This window comes from Paenibacillus xylanexedens (assembly GCF_001908275.1).
GTDB lineage: Bacteria > Bacillota > Bacilli > Paenibacillales > Paenibacillaceae > Paenibacillus > Paenibacillus xylanexedens_A.
The window spans coordinates 6,345,026-6,364,116 of record NZ_CP018620.1 but is presented as its reverse complement, the minus strand read 5'-3'; the positions used below and the strand labels follow the sequence as shown (position 1 = coordinate 6,364,116).

16 protein-coding genes and 1 pseudogene are annotated in these 19,091 nt (G+C 45.0%); 12 read left to right on the top strand and 5 right to left on the bottom strand.

The window, feature by feature from the left end; genetic code table 11:
• Positions 1-139: 139 nt before the first annotated feature.
• Complete coding sequence (locus BS614_RS27710; protein WP_084174784.1) at positions 140-1,123, top strand: CgeB family protein; 984 nt, start codon at positions 140-142, stop codon at positions 1,121-1,123.
• On the opposite strand, the gene BS614_RS27705 is transcribed toward BS614_RS27710, so the two are convergent.
• A complete protein-coding gene (locus BS614_RS27705) occupies positions 1,116-1,739 on the bottom strand; it encodes a polysaccharide deacetylase family protein (RefSeq protein ID WP_074096288.1) in 624 nt (207 codons plus the stop codon). The two genes, BS614_RS27710 and BS614_RS27705, sit on opposite strands and share 8 nt — an antisense overlap.
• 85 nt (positions 1,740-1,824) lie before the next feature.
• On the opposite strand from BS614_RS27705, the gene BS614_RS27700 reads away from it, so the two are divergent.
• Genes BS614_RS27700 through BS614_RS27680 form a run of 5 tightly spaced genes read left to right on the top strand, consistent with a single transcriptional unit; the run spans position 1,825 to position 5,879 of the window.
• Positions 1,825-2,805 (top strand): CgeB family protein, encoded by a 981-nt coding sequence (locus tag BS614_RS27700; RefSeq protein ID WP_074096287.1) that lies wholly within the window; start codon positions 1,825-1,827, stop codon positions 2,803-2,805.
• A complete protein-coding gene (locus tag BS614_RS27695) occupies positions 2,802-3,473 on the top strand; it encodes a polysaccharide deacetylase family protein (protein ID WP_074096286.1) in 672 nt (223 codons plus the stop codon). The genes BS614_RS27700 and BS614_RS27695 overlap by 4 nt, the downstream gene beginning before the upstream one ends.
• Complete coding sequence (locus tag BS614_RS27690) at positions 3,470-4,447, top strand: CgeB family protein (protein WP_074096285.1); 978 nt, start codon at positions 3,470-3,472, stop codon at positions 4,445-4,447. Before BS614_RS27695 ends, BS614_RS27690 begins: the two co-directional genes overlap by 4 nt.
• Positions 4,448-4,484: 37 nt before the next feature.
• On the top strand, positions 4,485-5,090 hold the full coding sequence (locus BS614_RS27685) for a polysaccharide deacetylase family protein (RefSeq protein WP_074096284.1): 606 nt from the start codon (positions 4,485-4,487) through the stop codon (positions 5,088-5,090).
• A 36-nt stretch (positions 5,091-5,126) separates the two neighbouring features.
• A complete protein-coding gene (locus BS614_RS27680) occupies positions 5,127-5,879 on the top strand; it encodes a glycosyltransferase family 2 protein (protein WP_074096283.1) in 753 nt (250 codons plus the stop codon).
• Here the strand turns inward: BS614_RS27680 and BS614_RS27675 are convergent.
• A complete protein-coding gene (locus BS614_RS27675; protein WP_074096282.1) occupies positions 5,864-6,361 on the bottom strand; it encodes a cell wall hydrolase in 498 nt (165 codons plus the stop codon). The two genes, BS614_RS27680 and BS614_RS27675, sit on opposite strands and share 16 nt — an antisense overlap.
• Positions 6,362-6,466: 105 nt before the next feature.
• On the opposite strand from BS614_RS27675, the pseudogene BS614_RS32670 reads away from it, so the two are divergent.
• Positions 6,467-6,991 (top strand): annotated as a pseudogene (locus tag BS614_RS32670) (Mur ligase family protein); the annotation flags it as partial.
• A complete protein-coding gene (locus BS614_RS32665) occupies positions 6,989-7,552 on the top strand; it encodes a glutamate ligase domain-containing protein (RefSeq protein WP_425320286.1) in 564 nt (187 codons plus the stop codon). The pseudogene BS614_RS32670 and the gene BS614_RS32665, both read left to right, overlap by 3 nt.
• 262 nt (positions 7,553-7,814) lie before the next feature.
• On the opposite strand, the gene BS614_RS27660 is transcribed toward BS614_RS32665, so the two are convergent.
• From BS614_RS27660 to BS614_RS27650, 3 genes are all read right to left on the bottom strand, one after another.
• Complete coding sequence (locus BS614_RS27660; RefSeq protein WP_074096279.1) at positions 7,815-9,401, bottom strand: oleate hydratase; 1,587 nt, start codon at positions 9,399-9,401, stop codon at positions 7,815-7,817.
• A gap of 156 nt (positions 9,402-9,557) precedes the next feature.
• Positions 9,558-10,235 carry a TetR/AcrR family transcriptional regulator gene (locus BS614_RS27655; RefSeq protein WP_244898214.1) on the bottom strand — a complete coding sequence of 226 codons (678 nt, stop codon included), beginning with the start codon at positions 10,233-10,235 and terminating at the stop codon, positions 9,558-9,560.
• 962 nt (positions 10,236-11,197) lie between these two features.
• The gene (locus BS614_RS27650) at positions 11,198-12,553 is read right to left on the bottom strand and encodes a dipeptidase (RefSeq protein ID WP_074096278.1); all 1,356 of its coding nucleotides are present in this window, start codon (positions 12,551-12,553) and stop codon (positions 11,198-11,200) included.
• Between the two features lie 215 nt (positions 12,554-12,768).
• Between BS614_RS27650 and BS614_RS27645 the strand changes: the two genes are divergently transcribed.
• The 4 genes from BS614_RS27645 (at position 12,769) to BS614_RS27630 (ending at position 18,861) form a co-directional block, all read left to right on the top strand.
• Positions 12,769-15,174 (top strand): AraC family transcriptional regulator, encoded by a 2,406-nt coding sequence (locus BS614_RS27645; protein WP_084174778.1) that lies wholly within the window; start codon positions 12,769-12,771, stop codon positions 15,172-15,174.
• A 276-nt stretch (positions 15,175-15,450) separates the two neighbouring features.
• Positions 15,451-16,437: an ABC transporter permease gene (locus BS614_RS27640; RefSeq protein ID WP_084174776.1), complete on the top strand. Its 987-nt coding sequence runs from the start codon at positions 15,451-15,453 to the stop codon at positions 16,435-16,437.
• Positions 16,438-16,449: 12 nt separating this feature from the next.
• Positions 16,450-17,337, top strand: coding sequence for a carbohydrate ABC transporter permease (locus BS614_RS27635; protein WP_017692544.1), 888 nt, complete (start codon positions 16,450-16,452; stop codon positions 17,335-17,337).
• An 18-nt stretch (positions 17,338-17,355) separates the two neighbouring features.
• Positions 17,356-18,861: an extracellular solute-binding protein gene (locus tag BS614_RS27630; RefSeq protein WP_074096277.1), complete on the top strand. Its 1,506-nt coding sequence runs from the start codon at positions 17,356-17,358 to the stop codon at positions 18,859-18,861.
• Positions 18,862-19,091: the final 230 nt, after the last annotated feature.

Genomic DNA, 19,091 nt, shown 5'->3' with positions numbered 1-19,091 from the left:
TTTTTTTTTTTGTAACAAAGTTATATCTTGTATTTACTGAAAACAGTGCGTGAGTAGGTCATAGCCCAAGCAACTGCCTGATAGATGAATAAGATGTTGGCACCTAAATAAAAAATGTGCTCATGGTTAGGAGATAAAAATGATTATGCGTCGTATCCTGTTTTTGGAGAAACACCCGATGTGGATTTATGGTTTACCCAAAGGATTCGAGAAATTAGGACATAAAGTGAAAATCTGTGCAACAGACCAGCATGCTGCCCGAACCATTCGGAGCTTTAAACCTGATCTAATCATTGCTATGGGATGGACACCTTCTAACAGTACACCTGAGAAACAGCGGCTTATTGCTCGATTAGTTCAAGCATCAAATGCTCCGCTCATATATTGGTCAACAGAAGATCCGGGTTATACGGACGTGTTCTCATTACCACTCATCCGAAGAACGCGTCCTGCTTTTGTGTTTTCCATTCATCGTCCAACAGTCCAACGATTCAGAAAATTAGCCATATCAGCGGCTCACTTAGATTTTGGAAGTGACCCAGATACACATCGCAGATCTAAACAAGTAAAGAAGTATAGAGGGAATGCAGCATTGGTAGCCAATGGATACCCAAAATTGTATCGTGAGAAGCCAGAACATTATCGTTTTAAATCTGTGCAGCGACTTATGAATCCTTTTCTGGAAAAAGACTTAAAAGTAGATATTTATGGGCGAGATTGGAACAAGATGAAGAAGCTGTTCAACCGAAATGTTCCAGCTAAACAGATTCATGGCTATCTTCCATATAAGGAAGCTGTAAAAGTGTACAATTCCGTCGATTTTGTGATTGGTCCGCAGAATGCTGAAGACCGTCTCACTCAAAGAACATATGAAATTCTTTCTTCTGGAGGATTGCTTATCACGGATGACACACCAGAAGTACGCAGATGGTTTCGTCCAGGCAAGGATTTGCTCGTATCTTCATCTGAGCGTGAGACAAGGAAATTGATTGCAAAATATCTGCTTTCTCCCCAGAAGCGAGAGCGAATCAGGGACAATGCGGTAAAGGTGGCAGCTCAACATTCCTATAAGAAGAGAGCAGCTTACATTCTCCGTACTTTGACGAAAAAAGGGATCATCTAGTACGCATACTCAGTAGTTCAGATACAGTGACAAATACAAATCCCTGACGGCGAAGCTTGCGGACAATAAAAGGAAGTGCCCTAGCTGTCTGACGAGCCGAATCGCTTGCATGCAACAACAGAATATCACCGGTTTTTACTCCATTAGTGGAATTACGAATGATGGTACGAACTCCCGGATTTGTCCAGTCCATAGAGTCTTTGCTCCAGTGAATAGTTGAATATCCAAGAGAGCCGAGCAATTGAATGACACGCTGGTTCATATCGCCGTTTGGTGTGCGGATGAGCTTACATTTAACCCCTGTGGCCTTCCGAATGGTGGTTTCTGCGGCTTTGACCTCACGGGTGATCCAACGATTACTATGCTCCGTGTAATTTTGATGAAGACGTCCATGTGAGCCAATTTCATAACCATATTGTTTAATTTTTCGAGCTAACAGCGGGCGCTCCAACACCCATGTACTAGATAGAAAAAAAGTCGCTTTCTTAACTCCATTGGCTGATAGAGCATCGAGGACAGGTATGGGTACTTTACCTCCCCAACCGATATCAAATGTAAAAGCTATACATTTTTTGTGCGTATTCACGCGATATGCCGCTTCGAATCGTGGATTCATCGAATGCCTCCTTTGCAACATATATATGTCAACCGGAAAGATTTGATTATGCACTTGTCATTGAAAATATAGGACGGTGGTTCTATTGAGAATATTATTTTTAGAGCGGGGAAAGTTGTGGTCGTATGGTCTCCCGCATGGTCTGCGAGATCTTGGCCACCAAGTACGAGCATCCGGCCCGGTCCAAGAGCGAACGCTCCGTCAACAATTACGATCTTACAAGCCACATTTGCTGGTGTCCGTAGGATGGGGACCTGATCATACTCGAAAGCAACAAAGATTAGTTAGGAGGTTAGCGACAGAGTATCGTACCCCACTCATTTATTGGTCAACGGAAGACCCTAATTTTACAGAGGTTTTTACTCTTCCTCTTCTTAAACGGATGAAGCCTGATTATACGTTTACCATTTCGGAGAAGACGGCATACAGATTTCAACAGATGGGTTATCCGGCAGCGTATCTTGATTATGCTTTTCACCCCAAGGTACATTACCGAACTCGCATAAAAAAGAAATATCAGACAGATATTGCAGTTGTAGCCAACGCCTATCCGGATGTTCTCAAGAAATATCCGAAACTTTATCGGAATAAATCCCTGCGCATTCTTGTACGTCCCTTACTTAAGGAGGGTTATCGTATTCACTTTTATGGGCACAACTGGTCGCGCATGAAATCTATTCTGGGATGCGATATTCCGTCCAAATGGATTAAGGGGCACATTTCCTATAAAAATGCAAATCAGGTATTCAGTTCAGCGAAAATCATGATCGGATTACAAAACTACACTGATATGCTAACTCAGCGAACATATGAAACCTTGGGCTCATCCGGTTTTTTCCTGACTTGTGATACACCTGCGGTCAGGGGCATTTTGAAGCCGGGAAGAGATGTAGCTGTAAGCTCTACTCCAGCGGAGACATTGAGGAAGGTACGTTATTATCTGAAGAATGAGAGCGAAAGAGAGCGAATTAGACGTAATGGACGGTCGGCGATTGCACGTCATAATTACACTGCCCGTGCACGGTTCATGTTGTCCACTTTGAGAAAAAAGGGAGTGATCGAATGAAGATCAATACCCATTCGACATACAGAAGGCACGATAAGATCGCATATCTGACATTTGATGATGGTCCATCTACGTATACGAATCAAATATTAGACATTTTGAAGCAGCACAACATTAAAGCTACGTTTTTTGTAGTGGGTAATTCAAGTCCTCATGGATTGAGAATGTACAGAAGACTAAAAAAATTAGGTCATAGCATAGGAAATCATACGTACTCACATCGTTTTGAACATATCTACCGCAGTCAAGCGGATTTCCTTGCGGATTTCTACCGTATGGAACGATTCATAAAACGTGTCATTGGGATAAGGACACGTTTGTTCCGTTTTCCCGGTGGTTCAAATACTGAACGTGGGTACAACATTGGCGGACGCAGAACGATGGTGTCCATTAAAAAGAAGCTTAGTGCCCGAGGCTACCGGTGCTGTGATTGGACAATTGATTCTCAGGACGCATTGTTCCCCGAGCGTACACCTGAGGAAATAACTGCCAAAGTACTGCGTGAGAGTAGAAACCGTCGGCGTTGCATCATTCTATGCCATGATTTCTCTGATCGCAGTACGCTAGCTTTACCCTTCATCATTCGCGGATTGAAGAAGCAGGGGTATCGATTCGATAAGCTCTCTACACATTCCTATAACTATCAAATTAAGGAGGAGCATTCGTGAAAATATTGTTCCTTGAAAGTCACCCTATGTGGATACACGGTCTTCCCAACGGATTTAAGGACGCAGGTCATACAGTGAAAATTTCTGGTTCCCTTACCCGAAGCAAGTTGTCCAGATTGATTAAGGATTTTAAGCCTGATCTCGTCATAAGCATGGGCTGGACGCCTGAGCATACGGTCCACAAGCAGAAATGGATGAGAAGATTTATCGGAGATACTCGCATCCCCCATGTGTATTGGGCAACAGAGGACCCTACGCATCATGAATCATTCTCACTTCCATATGTCCATGTAGTCAAACCTGACTTTGTATTTACCATATGCCGGTCCATGGTGAGAAAATATAAACGTATGGGCATAAAAGCAGCGCACATGGACTTTGGTTATCATCCTAAAGTGCATCGTAGAGGAAAAATTGTTCCTCATTTAAAAAGTAATATTGCAGTGGTGGCCAACGGTTATTCTAGAATTCTCAAGCTGTACCCGGAGCATTTTCGCATTAAATCGTTACATCATCTTATTCGTCCGTTGGTACAAGATGGTACGCGAATCGATTTTTGGGGAAGGCAGTGGGATGAGATGAAGCCTGTTCTGGGAACTCGTATTCCACGCAGTTGGATACATGGTTACCTAGAATACACCGATGCACGTAAAGTGTACAGTTCGGCTAAAATTGTCATTGGTCCGCAGAATCAGCTTACTCAGGTGACACAGAGAACTTATGAAATTTTGGGTTCAGGAGGATTTCTCATTACAAGTGATACGCCCGAAATTCATCGTCTGTTCACTCCTGGTAGGGATCTTGTTGTTTCGGATTCTGCTGGCCAGACTCGCAAACTTGTCCGTTACTACCTCAAGCACCCCAAAAAAAGGGAAGAGATTCGCAAGCATGGCCAACGCACCGCTCGGAAACATAATTATAAGTCACGTGCTCAATACATGATCCGGCAATTGAAGAAACATAACATCCTTTGAATATACGATCACTTTAAAAGAGAGGTTGGACTCAGTAATGAAGAAGCAACAGGTTCTCAGCCGAATTCCCACGAATCAAAAGCGGATTGCTTTAACTTTTGATATTGCTAACGGTCATGAAGTACCCCAGCGGATGTTGCCTCTTTTGCAAAAGCTTGGAGTATACAAAGCTACATTTTTTATAACAGGCATTTGGGCTGAGGACCACCCACAGATCGCGAAGCGGATTAGGCAAATGGGTTACGAGATTGGGTCGCATGGATATAGGCATCAGGATTACAGGAAACACAACAACACATGGATCGAGAATGAAGTGAGATTAGCTCAGAAGGCGATATGGCGGGCGACAGGAGTGTGGCCTCGACTTTTACGTACACCCGGAGGTGATATGGACCGGCGTGTCATTCAGAAGCTTCAGTTAATGAATATGACTATTGTACATTGGGATGTAGACTCGTTGGATTGGAAGCTCCGACGAATTCATACCATTGTAAAACGGGTTGTTCCGTATACGCGTCCAGGTTCCATTATTTTGCTACATGCGAATGATCCTTGGGATCAAAGTTTGAAGGCAGTGCCTATTATCGTTCGTAAACTAAGACGTAAGGGCTACCGATTTTCAACGGTCTCAGAGCTGTTGTAGCAGTGACAAATTTTGTGGGATTCAGGAGCCAATTTAATGAAGATAACTCGAGAAGAAAATCGTGCAAGACAATTTCAATCAGAAGATGTGTCCGTTATCGCTTGCACAAACCGTGCAGAGCACTTTAATAGATTGCTTGCAAACTATAGTCGGCAAAAGTATGTTGCCAAAGAACTAATCATCATACTGAACAAGGATTCCATGGAACTGAAAGATTATATGAAAAAATCCAAAACAAAAAACGATGTCCGGCTGTATCAAGTCCCCGAAAAAAAGTCACTTGGCCATTGTCTGAATTATGCTGTTAGTCAGGCGAAATATCAAGTCGTAGCAAGATTTGACGACGACGATTATTACTCACCCTATTATCTGAACACAATGATGTATACATTGAAACAATCCAAAGCAGACATTGTGGGAAAAAGAGCTTGTCTCGTATACCTTGAATCCAGTTCTAAACTGTTATTACGTCATCCAAAGGAAAAGAATCGTCCTGTAGACCAAGTTTCCGGGGCCACGTTGTTATTCCGAAAAAAGGTATTTAACAAAGTTCGATTTCATTCGGTGTCGCTTGGAGAATGTGTAGGGTTTTTGATACGGTGTAAGCGGAGTGGTTACAAGATATATGCATCGGATTGTTCCCATTACGTCATCAGACGTCGTGTCCATAAATCAAGCCACACATGGAAAATCAGTGATCGAAAGTTACTTGCCCAGAGTGTTGAGCTAAAAGGAAGTGGTAGAGATTACAAGAGATATGCTTTATTGCAATATTATGCAAACAAATGACGCCCGATTCTCAATTGGGGGCGTAGTCTCTTCACCCATGTTGAGGTGGATTTGTCAGGATTGAAGAAATAGAGAGAACCAGATGAGGGATCGCGTCCCTTTAGCGCTTCCTTTGCGGCTCGATAGGCTCGTTGGTCAGGCCTAAGCCAGAATTGACCATTGCTAACTACAGTAAATGCAAGAGGTTCAGTAATAACTTCGACAAGAGAGTTGGGGAATTCGGGTGATTTTAACCGATTCAACACAACTGCACCGACAGCGACCATTCCACGGTACGGTTCACCTCTAGATTCACTATAAATTGTTCTAGCTAATAGATTTAACTGGAGGTCTCCGGATGTTAGTTCTTTCAGACGAGGTATGGTCAAGCGATGTAATTCTTGTTTAGGACTTATTTTGAAATCATGCTGAAATGCAATCAAATTGGCACGTAACGTTTTTTTATTATATCCCAACAACATCAATCGTTCTTTATGCGTCATCACACAACCTCCTAAATAAACTTGGAATCTTATATGATTAATCTATGAAAAGGAAAAGCATTGCGAACCTCCCTATACCCATCTTCAGTCCAAAGGAGGAAGAACATGAGTAAGCCAATCATTGCGATTACAGGCAGTTCGGGTAAGACTACAACGAAAGAGATGATTGCATCCATCTTGCAAACTCGTTGGAGGACATTCAAGTCTATAGAGAATGGGAATGATACCTGGTTTACCTCTCAATATAAAAAACAAATCAACTCCTACTATAAGGCCGTTGTCTTAGAGTATGGGATGAAAAAGAGAGGGGATATCAAACGCCATTGTGAGCTAATTCAACCGAACATCGGAGTAATCACTAATGTAGGTCGTGCCCATATCGCTCATTTTAAAAACGGAGTGCGTGGTATTGCGACAGCTAAATCGGAGCTTATTACTGGGATGAACCGTAAGGGGATGCTATTTCTAAATAAGGATGATCACTATTCCAAACTACTGAACCTTAAGTCTTTCCAAGGCTAAATGATAACAGTAGGAATACGAAACAAGGCGGATTTCAACGCATGGCATATTCGATACAGCTCAAAAGGGATGATTTTTAATGTTCGGTTAGGCCAAAAGGAGCATATGTTTCATATTCCTTGTTTTGGAAAATGTAATGTATACAATGCTGTATTTGCTATCGCCGTTTCGCATCATCTTGGTTGTTCGGTTACAGAGATAAAACGAGGATTTTATAAAATGAAAAATCCCTATGGTCGCCTGTCTGTGAGCAAGATTCGCCGTAAAATGATTGTGATTAATGATAGTTTCAATACGAAGCCTGAACTTGATTCGGCGCTTGATGTTTTGTTACATGTTGGATCAAATGGGGGGAGAAAGATTGCAGTTCTGGGTGACATACGGGATCTGGGGGAACATGCTAAAAAGATTCATTTGGCACAAGGCCGCAAGTTGGGAACGAAGAAGCTAGACTTGTTATATACGTACGGTCTTCACTCTAAATACCTAGGCATTGGAGCACAGCAAACAGGCATGTCAGCACAACAAGTGAAGCATTTCACTCGAATATCCTCATTAAAAAGAGCGCTAGCTATGCAAAGAAGAACAGGAGATTCTTTTTTGCTAAAAGGTTCGACCAATGGTCATCCTGTCAAATTGATGCATCTGGCGGAATGGCTTATTCGCTAATCATGAAACTATATATCGTAGAACATAAATAAAACAAAAGAAAGGAAAAAGGTACCTTTCTTTTGTTTTGTCTTATCATAATATCTATATTCATTAGCGTCGCTTTAAACGAAACACATCAAATAATACTATCTTTTATGGTTCATTATTTTGGCTTTTTCTGGATAAATCGTATCTGGATTGCAAAAGGCAACAAACATGTAAATGAAGTTTGATTCCTCTCAATTCCTCTGCATTCTGGATTGATTTATGGATAAAGCAATTATCTAAACGAAGTCACAAAACTACTGAACAGCGTCCGAACATCATACTGATACTTATTGATCGGCTCAATCGGCCGGTTCTCTCCGAGAAGAGTGTATACCGCGATTCGTGCTGCTCGGACCGAATATTCTTCTGTGAATACCACGTCATCGGGAATCTCGCAGAATTGGCTGATGAAGGCCAGGTTGGTGGAGCCTTCAGGTACAACCTTCGGTCTGTCGCTGTTTAGTCTAGGCATGAATTGCGCTGTAATGTATGGCATCATGCAAGGAATGCAGTTGGCGGTAGCCATGATGTCCTCTTGATGTTCCTGAAAATGAAGATGGCCGATCAACTCCTGCATAATCTCTTCCCCGGTACAGTCGCACATTCTTTTCTTCACGTAATCGCCCACGTTATCCGGGGATAATCCGTATCCCCAGAATACGTTGACATGCTCCGGCTGACCACGGAAGTGCGGCTGGAAGGCGAGAACGACAGACATGAACCAGCTGGAATCCTTGAAAGTAACCAGAGCACCGGTACCTGCCCGGTTGCGTGTGAATTTCTCCATCAGATCAAAGAAGACCGAATCCTGGAAGGTGACCGTAAACGATTCCCATTTGGACTCATCCACATGATCATTAAATGAAGAAGGATTGCCCAGCAACGGTTTCTTGGCGGCAATGTTCTCCCACAGCTTCCATGAGCTGCCCTTGCCGTTCAGTTTCGGTGCGGAAGTCATTGAGCCGATATCGGCCCCTTCGGTCATCGAACCGTTTGTGACAATGACGAGATCACCTTCGAGGATGTCAATGACTTCCTCTTCACCTCCCCTGAGCACATGCATCCGACTTACCGTAATGCCGTCTCCGTCTTTGAAATCCAGATCGGTAACCGTACATTTCAGCGTGAAATCTACGCCAAACGGCTCCAGGTAGTTATGCAATGGCAGGATAATTGAGTCATATTGGTTGAACGGTGTGCGGGTGACACCTTCCAGCGTTTGAATTCTTGGGAATTCGTGAAAAAAGCGAAGCATGTATCTTTTGAATTCCACGGCGCTATGCCAAGGCTGGAAAGCGAAGGTGGTCGCCCACATATACCAGAAGTTTGTTTTGAAAAAATGAGGGCCAAACCAGTCGTTGATTCGCAATTTACCCAGCGTGTCTTCAGGAGTAATAATCAGTTTGCCCATCGTCAACCGGTCCGCCATATCAAAACCCATGGAGAGCACATCTTCGACCTTGCCGTCACGGTTGATGAGCCGCGCATTGGAATGTGTGGGATTGGCATCGTCAAATTCGGTGATTTCCTGTCGGACAGATATGCCCGGACGGTCGATGGAAGGGATGGAAGCCAGCAACTCCCACAGATTCTCATAGGCCTCGTCATTGAGCATCCGTCCGCCGCGGATGATATATCCTTGATCGGGATTACCAGCTCCGTCATTGCTGCCGCCGAGAATCGGCATTTCTTCGATAATGTGAATGTGTTCTCCAGGAAAGCCACAATCTCTAACCAGATAAGCTGCACCCGCCAAAGATGCAATGCCGCCGCCTACAAAATAGACCTGCTTATTACCGTGTTCTTTCTTCACGATCATTCGCCTCCAAAAGTTACTGTAATCACATCCCTAATGTAAACCTTGCAGGTTCCGTAAGGTATGATCAAAAGAACGGGAGTGTCCAATTTTTGGTCACTTTTGGAAAAGTGTCAAAAACCTAGGCTTAGATCACATGTGAAAAAAAGCCGCGCATCCTTAAGTGGATGGTAGCTTATTCTCATATCTGTGCAGTGCCCTCAGGACATTGCCTTCGATTAGCTCACTGAGCTTCTCAATAATCTGTTTTGGCGGTTCTTGCATGTCACCTCTCATCCACTGAATGACTAGCCCAGTGAAAGCAAGGGTATAGAAGTTGGCGACAAACTCTTTGTCTTCACCGCGGACCTTAATCCCACAGGCCAGTTCATCAATAACACCCATGATCAGATCATGGGTTACTTCATAGAGATATACATCCAAGTGGGTGCGCCCGAGCGAGTCGAGTGTGTTGCAGCAAAACGTTTTGTTGCTCTCGATGTAGCAAAAGATTTTATAGAATCCGTCCGTCCATGTGCTGTAGCTTCGGTACTCCGTAAGGCTCTCCACCGCTTCAGTCTGATAGATCCACCCAAGCAGTGCGTAAATATCCTGAAAATGATAATAAAAGGTTTGCCTGTTCACGCCGCAATGATCAACCAGATGTTTGACCGTAATTTTGTTCAGTGGAGTATGCTCCATCAGTGATTTAAGCGAGTGAGCCAGCGCATTTTTGGTCAGGTGAGAAGCAGACACAACATTCACCTCATCATTTTGGATTAGCTTGCTGGGGCGCAACAGCAGGTGAACACTCATGGCAAAAGCCCCGCAGCGAAGTCCTGAATATAAGCTAGTCAAAACGCAGGAATCCCGAAAGATCCCCCATCCAGAAATACCTCTGTAGCTATCAACATCTCCGTTACCCGATCCACATCATACTCCATAAGGGTGCATTCTAAATATTGAATATCAAGATTCAAACAAACCTCCAAAGGCCACCTCTTGTCTTGTCTCTATCAAAACCCTTAAAAGTTAGCCGTCGTCTAAAACCAGTCACAATAAAGCAACCACGGTAAAAGCTGAAATCTAGTTAAGGAGACCGAATAAAAAAAAGACTATAAGGTCGCGTATGTTATCTCTAATACACTAAACCATTAAGATCGAGACCCCGTCTATAAAATCAGTCATAGGAAGAACGATAACGAACTTATCGAGAAAAAAATCTAAAAAGTGTTCAGCAGCCCATCGTTTGGGTTATCTATCACACTAACCCATCATAGTCAGACCCATTCCTTCGAAGCAGCCATGATAAAGCAAGCTGTACGTAATGATCGAGACAAAATCAAAGAAACGTCCTATAGGGCTGCCATGTTGTTACCTCTGATACACTAACCCATTTAAAAGTAAGCCTCCATCGTCTCCATCATAAGAAGCAGCCATGAAAAAACTACAACGTCACCAAAGAACCAAAGAACAAAGAACCAAAGAACAAAGAAAAAAAACAAAGAATAAAGAATAAAGAAACAAAATAAATAACAAAAAAACGACCCGAAGGCCGTCCTTTTGTTCTCCTAATTACACTAACCATTCAATAGTTAGCTCAATCTTAAAATCAGTCATGCGAGAAGCTGCAACGTAGTGGAGGGGACGAAATCGATTCTGAAGAAGCGGAGCGTTCGCCTTTATCGTCGGATTTTACCCTTTGAGAAGGGGAATCCAAAAAATCCGACGATAACAGCGATCTAAAGAACGATTCGGCACCGGAACGTCCACTCAGCACGCCCTCATGAACTGGTTTTAAACACGACGAGTCCGAACTATTACAAACTCTTCAAAAACTGAACAATCGTCAACAACCCTTTATCAAAGTTCTCCAGGTTGAAGTGCTCGTTCGGAGCATGCAGATTCTCATCCGGCAAGCCAAAGCCCATCATGACAGCAGGGATTTCGAGTACACGTGAGAGTTTTTCAACAATCGGAATGGAGCCGCCATCTTTGGTAAAGAGGGCACGAACGCCATACACGTGCTCATATGCATCTGCTGCTTTTTGCAGAATTGGATTGGAAGGATCAGTGTTGAAAGCAAAAGCTTTTTCGATCTGTTTCACATGCAGCGTTGCACCCGGTTGAACGTGAGCGCGCAGATGTGCTTCGATACGGTCCAATACATGTTGTGGATCTTGATCCGCCACGAGGCGGCAGGTGATTTTGGCATGAGCTTCCTTCGGAATAACCGTTTTGCTACCTTCGCCTTGGAAACCACCCCATACGCCGTTCAGTTCCAATGTTGGACGAGCGCCGACACGTTCCACGAACGAGTAACCTTCTTCACCGTACAATTGCTCCAGCCCGAGGTCTTGACGAAGCTGTTCTTCATTGAAGCCCTGTTTTACAAATTCTTCTCTCATCTCAGGAGATAGTGGCAGAACGCCGTCGTAGAAACCATCTACGCTTACACGTCCTTGCTCATCATGCAACGAAGCGAGCAAGGATACGAGTGCGTGCAGTGCGTTGGGTACACCGCCGCCAAATGATCCGGAGTGCAAGTCGGTATTGGCTGTATTGAGATCCACATGCATAGAGCATAAGCCGCGCAGGCCTGTGGAGATTGCCGGTTTACCTTTTTCAAGCAAGGACGTATCCGAGATCAGTACCATATCTGCACGCAGCTTGTCTGTATGTTCATTCAGATAGATGGGCAGGTTCGGGCTGGAGATTTCCTCTTCGCCTTCAATGCAGAACTTGATGTTAACTGGCAGTTCTTTGTTTTCGGCGAGAATGGCTTCAACTGCCTTGATATGTAGGAAGATCTGTCCTTTGTCATCCGTTGCACCACGGGCATACAGCTTGCCATCACGAACGGTCGGTTCGAAAGGAGGCGTGTCCCACAGGTTAAGGGGGTCTACAGGTTGTACATCATAGTGTCCATAGATCAGAGCCGTCGGTTTGCCGGGTGCATGCAGGTGATCTGCATAGACAATCGGATGTCCAGCCGTTTGAATGACCTCTACGTTTTCCATACCTGCACGTGTGAGCGCATCTGCTGCCCATTGTGCTGCACGGTTAATATCTTCTTTATGCTCTGAAATGGCGGAGATACTCGGAATGGACAACCATTCATTCAGTTCTGCCAGGTGTTTTTCTCTATTTTGTTCAAAATAAGTCTGTTCTTTCATTAAAAAGGCCTCCTTCATGTTTGCTATATCTCATTGTAATCCATTTTGTCATGTTAATAAAACATTGGTTAAAAAAATGATCGGTTACAGATCGTTTCATTCACCTGAGGATTGTGCGTATAATACAAGAAAAGGATTTCATCCATATATTCTCAGGGGAGTTGAGGAAGTTTCCATGACAGTCAGACTCGATGCAAGCAGGCAGGTGAGCAGCGATGGAACCGACTAGGAGCGATCGAATATTTGGCAGATTCAAGCGGTTATCCGATCTGAAGGCTGGAAGGCATAAAGGACGATTTTATCGAAACAGCCTCATGCTTATTTTACTCATTGCCAGCATTCCCGGACTAATCACAGGTATCGTCATGTATCAACAGGTTGTTGGCCGGATGGAAACCGAGTTCAATCAGATGCACCAGAACCAGATTGAGAACCGGGCACGTAATGTGGATGACCAGCTGGCTTATCTGGAGATGAACTTATCCCATTGGGCTTTTGAACCGAGGTTTGGCAATGCTTTGCGAACGTTGGATTTTGTATATTATTTCAATGAAACGCAGGAGATTGTGACTACCTTATACGTATTACAAGGTTCTCATCCACTGATCAAGTCAGCACAGCTGTATTTGCAGGAACCGAAGCCAATCTTGTTTAATCGGGATTATACCGAATTGAACGATGAAGCCAAAGTACAAGCCTATGATCGATACCTTTCTATGGGCAACCACGTGTACTGGACAGATTGGGTTTCCAGTAGCAACAGAGATACCGAACCTTCGACCAACGATAGTCCACTGCATACGGATGCAGGCAATGCACTGGTTCTTGTACATAAGATTCCGGGGGAGAGTATTAATCCATTTGGTGCACTGATTATTACGTTGGATAACGAGAAAGTCGCCAGTTTATTGAAAACGCTTACTCCGTATGACGAAGGTTTGACGTTCCTTATGGATCAGGAAGGAAACACACTGGTTACCGGGAATCCGGGAACGGCGGGAGAGACTTCTGCTTTTGAGCAGCAGCTAAAAGAAGAAGTTGCCCTGCATGCGGGCAACCGCTCATTCCTGTTCCGATATGAGGATCAGACCTATTCTGTCTCATACGGTTCATTGAGTCGGATCGATTCAGACTGGACTTACGTCTCCGCAGCGCCTTTGACATCAGTCACTTCGCCAGTCAAACTGGTGTCCAAAATCATCGTCATTGCGAGTATAGGCAGTCTCATCCTGGGATTATTGTTATCCTGGTTTGCTTCACGCCGCATATATTCACCTGTAGCGCGGATGCTCCATCTGCTTACGCCTGGCAGAAACGAAACAACACCAACGGATGCCAAGCTGGATGAGTTTGAGCTGCTGGAGCAACAGTGGAACGAACTGACCTCCCGCAGTGTTACGGCACATCGCCAGTTGCAGGAGCAGCTCCCCCATCTGCGAGACAGCTTTGTCCTACAACTTGTACAGGGGCATCTATATGCCTATAACGAGCAGGATCTCCAGCAGCGCATGCGTCATCTGGGATTTGAGTTGGAGGGCCAGCAGTTTTTGTTGGTGCAGATGTATTTTACGGGGTACGAGCAGCTGCAAGGCAGATTTGGAAGCCAGGACACGGGATTAGTCACCTTTGCAGCAGTGAATATTACACAGGAAGTTGCGAAAAATTATTTCAGGCAGATCAGTGTCATGAACTTTCATGACTTGTCTTCCGCCATGCTTGTGATTGCTCCCCAGGATGAACCTGTCAAGTCACAAGCGCTGTTATGGGGACAGGAACTGGTGGAGGTCATTGGACGAACGCTCAAAATGAAGGTGACCTTGATGATCAGTCGCCCAGCAGCTTCACTTCAGGAACTGCCCGGACGATTCGTTGAGATGGAACAGGCCGTGGCTTATCGCAGTGTGGAGGAAGGAAGTCAGATTCTCGATCTGGAGGATGAGGCGTGTTTCCGCAGAAATGAAGCAGCTTCCTATCCACTTGGGCTGGAACGGGAGTTGTTACAGGCGGTCAGGCTGGGCAAACAAGCCGAAGCAGAACGTGTGCTGGAACAATTCATGAGTGAGATTACGCGGACGGGCAGTACCGAATTTCAGGTGCAACAGATGATGCTTCAATTGCTCGGCAGTATTCAGCACATGATGTTGCAAACGGGTGTCACACCTTATAAGCTGTTTGGTGGTTACAACATGTATGAGCAACTATCCGGTATTCGTGAACCTGTACAGATGAGGCAGTGGATGATGAATGAGGTATTCATACCGTATATACAAGAGGTTGAGGTACGATCGCAGGAACCGCTGAAACTGGTGGTGGAACGAACGATGTTGTATATCGATACACATTACCGCAGCGACATTTCGCTGGAAAACTGTGCTGACGAGGAGCAGATGACACCCTATGCACTGAGTAAGGCTTTCAAACAGGTATCGGGCATCAATTTTATTGATTATTTGACACGTGTGAGAATGGATGCTGCGAAGCAATTGTTACGTGAGACAACGATGAAAATTAATGATGTTGCGGCGGCTGTGGGATATCAGCACAGTTATTTTAATCGGATCTTCAAGAAACAGGAGGGAGTTACCCCGAGTCAGTATCGCGATCAATGGTTTGGACAATAACCTTTTATATCTTTGTCATTTCAAACCGGCATTCAGCTTTAACTGATGTCGGTTTTTTCTTTTTTTTACCGTGATACAAAGAAGGATAAACCCGCAAAAATGTGCAATTCTACCTGCTACGTTATGTGCAATTTCTTGTGAAAATGGCGTTATAGCGGGCTTTTCGGCCATCATATCGTAGCAATGCAAAAAATGAAGGTTGCCGGAAACCAGGCGTCTGTATAGTCTGAATAACAGGTTAATTGATAACGCTTACATCGTTGAGAAAGGGGAGACATGATGAACGGGAAGACGGACTGGAATACCAACGGCACTGCAACCACCCAAGCGGATAGGGCCACAAGGCCCATGAGACGAGAGTCCAATTGGAAAAGGCAGATTAAACGAAACAAATGGTTATATGTGCTTGTGCTTCCCGGCTTTTTGTACTTTGTCATCTTTAAATACTTGCCCATGTGGGGGATCATCATTGCTTTTCAGGACTACCAGCCTTTCCTGGGCATCCGGGAGAGTAACTGGGTGGGGTTAGAGAACTTTACGAACTTTTTCTCCAACCCGGACTTCTTCCGACTATTACGTAATACATTGGTCCTTGCCCTGTATGATCTTATCTTCTTTTTTCCGGCACCGATCATTATAGCCTTGTTATTAAATGAAATTCGGGTCGCTTTCTTCAAAAGAACGATTCAAACGCTGGTTTATGTACCCCATTTTGTATCCATGGTGATTATCGCCAGTATCACGTACGTGTTCCTGACCCCACAGGGCGGGGTGTTATACGACCTGATCGCCTGGATTACAGGCAAGCCCATTGATGTACTTTCCAGCCCGGGTTCGTTCCGCCCGCTCATTATTGTTCAGATGATGTGGAAGGAGATGGGTTGGGGCACAATCATTTTCCTTGCTGCCCTCGCAGGTGTCGATACGGAACAATATGAAGCCTCCATTGTGGATGGCGCCGGACGATTACGGCGGATGTGGCATATCACACTTCCAGCCATTCGTACGACCATAGTCATTTTGCTCATTCTCAGACTGGGGAACTTCCTGGATACCGGATTTGAGCAGATCTATCTGATGACCAACTCCCTCAACCGGGATGTGGCAGATGTATTTGATACGTATGTGTACACGGTGGGGATTACGCAAGGTGCATTCAGTTACAGTACCGCTGTTGGGCTATTCAAGTCTGTGGTGGGGATTATCCTGGTGCTTGGCAGTAATAAACTTGCGAAAAAATTCGGCCATCCCGGAATTTATTAAGGAGGAGCGCCCATGAACAGCCGTCTATACAACAGCCCTGCCGGCAAGGTATTTGATATCTTCAATTACGTCATGCTGGGGATTCTGGGCATATTAACCGTCCTTCCGTTCCTGTATATTATAGGGAATTCTTTCGCAACGGAAGCCGAGATCACCGAACGCAGTTTTTTCCTCATTCCGAAGGTGTTTTCCTTCAGCGCGTATGAGTATATCTTCTCCTCGTCCACGATCTTTCGCAGCATTGGTGTTTCCATTTTCATCACGGTGGCAGGCACACTGGTCAATCTGTTCTTCACACTAACGATGGCCTATCCACTATCCAGAAGTGACTTCTGGGGCCGTAACGTCATGATGAACATGGTGATTTTCTCGATGTTATTTGGCGGTGGCATGATTCCAACGTACCTCGTCATTCGTGGACTGGGACTGCTCGATTCTTACTGGGCCCTTATGCTTCCTGGCGCGATCAGCGCTTTTAACTTAATAGTTGTCAAAAACTTTTTTCAGCAAATGCCGCCCGGGCTGGAGGAAGCGGCCCGCATCGACGGCTGTTCAGATCTCGGGGTGCTGTGGCGAATTGTTCTGCCTTTATCCAAACCGGTCATTGCCACGTTTGCCTTGTTCTACGCCGTAGGCCACTGGAACAATTTTTTCTCCGCACTGCTGTACATTTCCGACAGTGACAAATGGCCGTTACAAGTCATGCTGAGACAGATCGTGTTACTCTCGCAAGCCAGTGTCGGAGATATGGCAAACATGGACCCCAATTTTGTACAGCCACCAGAGCAGTCGATCAAAATGGCGGTGATCGTTGTAGGTACCATTCCGATTTTGCTGGTGTATCCGTTTTTGCAGAAGCATTTTGCCAAAGGTGTCATGTTAGGTTCAATCAAAGGCTAAAGCCAAGGGGGAGAACGTATGGGACAAAAAACGGGATTCAAAAAAGGTGCACTGTTACTCTCTGCGTCACTGGTATTGAGTACAATTCTGGGAGCATGCTCCACGGATAAAACAGGTTCAGGAACCGCTGCCGGTGGAACCGACGAAATTACCATTATGCTTCCGAACTTCGAAGCGGAGAATCCGCCGGAGAACAGCCCGGTCATACAGAAGCTTGAAGAACTGACCAAGGTGGATGTAAACCTGCAGTGGGTGCCGAGCAGCTCGTACGAAGACAAATTCAACATCTCACTGGCCTCGGGAAAGCTGCCTCAGATTATGGTGGTGTTAGGGAAGTCCCCAAGTTTTATTAATGCGGCCCGAACCGGAGCATTCTGGGAGCTTGGTCCTTATCTGAAAGACTATCCGAATCTGAGCCAGATGAATGAAATCATCACCAATAATGCGTCAATCGATGGCAAAACCTATGGGATCTACCGGGCACGCGCCTTAGGACGTAATGGGGTCACAATTCGCAAAGATTGGCTGGAAAATCTGGGGCTGGAAGAGCCAAAGACGATTGATGAATTTTACAATGTATTGAAAGCGTTCACGAAGGATGATCCAGACGGTAACGGCAAGGATGATACGTACGGTCTGGTTGCCAGCAAATTCACGGGCCCGTGGGATAACATGCAGGTATGGTTTGGTGCACCCAACAAATGGGGAGATGATGGCAGCGGAGGTCTGATCCCGGCGCATGAGACACCAGAATACATGGAAGCCCTGAAATTTTTCCGTCAAATCTATAGCGAAGGTCTGGTGAACAAGGACTTTGCCGTGATGGATGCAACGAAACTTCCTGATCCATTTGTGAATGGGCAAGCCGGTGTCATGGTGGATGTAGCAGATAATGCGCAGCGGATGGATCAGAAAATACTCGATAAAGACCCCAATGCGACAGGACGTGTGGATGTGCTGCAAGCGATGGAAGGTCCAAAGGGATTACGTGATATGCCAACGTCCGGTTACTCCGGCCTGATTGCGATCTCCAAAAACAGTGTCAAAACGGAAGAAGACTTGAAGAAGGTACTGAACTTTCTGGATCAGCTGAATGAACCGGAGTTGCAGGCATTGTTGTACAACGGACTGGAAGGCAAGCAGTATGAGAAAAAAGAAGACTACATCATACCGAGCACTGACAAGCTTGCGCTCCGCGACCTGCAAGGCTTAAATCAGATTTTGATGTTTGTGCCGGAAGACAGAACGCTTCGCGTCCAACAGACACCTGTCCGTGAAAAGGTTGCACAGGTGCAGAAAGCCAACGAAGAGATTGTCATTGCCAATCCTGGCGAACCGCTGATCTCTGATGTTTACGCTCAGAAAGGACCACAGCTGGACAATATCATTAACGATGCACGGATCAAATATATCGTAGGCCAGATTGATGAGAAAGGGTTCGATGATGCTGTTGCTCTGTGGAAGAACAACGGCGGAGACGATTATGTCAAAGAAGTTAATGAACTGTACGCTGCATTGAATTAGTCGTATAAGCCTGAGCCCGGCAGCCGTGCTTTCAGCGTAACGGAAACAGCCGGGGTTTTCTTATCGCTGTAATAGCTTGATCCGTGAACCAAATTTCATCCAACTTTATGGAAATTATGACTTCCTGAATATGGTTTTTGATGTATAATCAAAGCGAAACAAACCTATATGAACTTAAATGAACGTTATTGGTAAAGCTGGACACCACACACTCTTGGACACGCAGGGAG

Excerpts from the sequence above, each read along its gene's own strand:
- BS614_RS27630 (WP_074096277.1), top strand. The coding sequence starts at position 17,356 with ATGGGACAAAAAACGGGATTCAAAAAAGGTGCACTGTTACTCTCTGCG.
- BS614_RS27675 (WP_074096282.1), bottom strand. The coding sequence starts at position 6,361 with ATGACGCATAAAGAACGATTGATGTTGTTGGGATATAATAAAAAAACG.
- BS614_RS27640 (WP_084174776.1), top strand. The coding sequence starts at position 15,451 with ATGATGAACGGGAAGACGGACTGGAATACCAACGGCACTGCAACCACC.
- BS614_RS27650 (WP_074096278.1), bottom strand. The coding sequence starts at position 12,553 with ATGAAAGAACAGACTTATTTTGAACAAAATAGAGAAAAACACCTGGCA.
- BS614_RS27705 (WP_074096288.1), bottom strand. The coding sequence starts at position 1,739 with ATGAATCCACGATTCGAAGCGGCATATCGCGTGAATACGCACAAAAAA.
- BS614_RS27645 (WP_084174778.1), top strand. The coding sequence starts at position 12,769 with ATGGAACCGACTAGGAGCGATCGAATATTTGGCAGATTCAAGCGGTTA.
- BS614_RS32665 (WP_425320286.1), top strand. The coding sequence starts at position 6,989 with ATGTTTCATATTCCTTGTTTTGGAAAATGTAATGTATACAATGCTGTA.
- BS614_RS27660 (WP_074096279.1), bottom strand. The coding sequence starts at position 9,401 with ATGATCGTGAAGAAAGAACACGGTAATAAGCAGGTCTATTTTGTAGGC.
- BS614_RS27635 (WP_017692544.1), top strand. The coding sequence starts at position 16,450 with ATGAACAGCCGTCTATACAACAGCCCTGCCGGCAAGGTATTTGATATC.
- BS614_RS27685 (WP_074096284.1), top strand. The coding sequence starts at position 4,485 with ATGAAGAAGCAACAGGTTCTCAGCCGAATTCCCACGAATCAAAAGCGG.
- BS614_RS27710 (WP_084174784.1), top strand. The coding sequence starts at position 140 with ATGATTATGCGTCGTATCCTGTTTTTGGAGAAACACCCGATGTGGATT.
- BS614_RS27695 (WP_074096286.1), top strand. The coding sequence starts at position 2,802 with ATGAAGATCAATACCCATTCGACATACAGAAGGCACGATAAGATCGCA.
- BS614_RS27680 (WP_074096283.1), top strand. The coding sequence starts at position 5,127 with ATGAAGATAACTCGAGAAGAAAATCGTGCAAGACAATTTCAATCAGAA.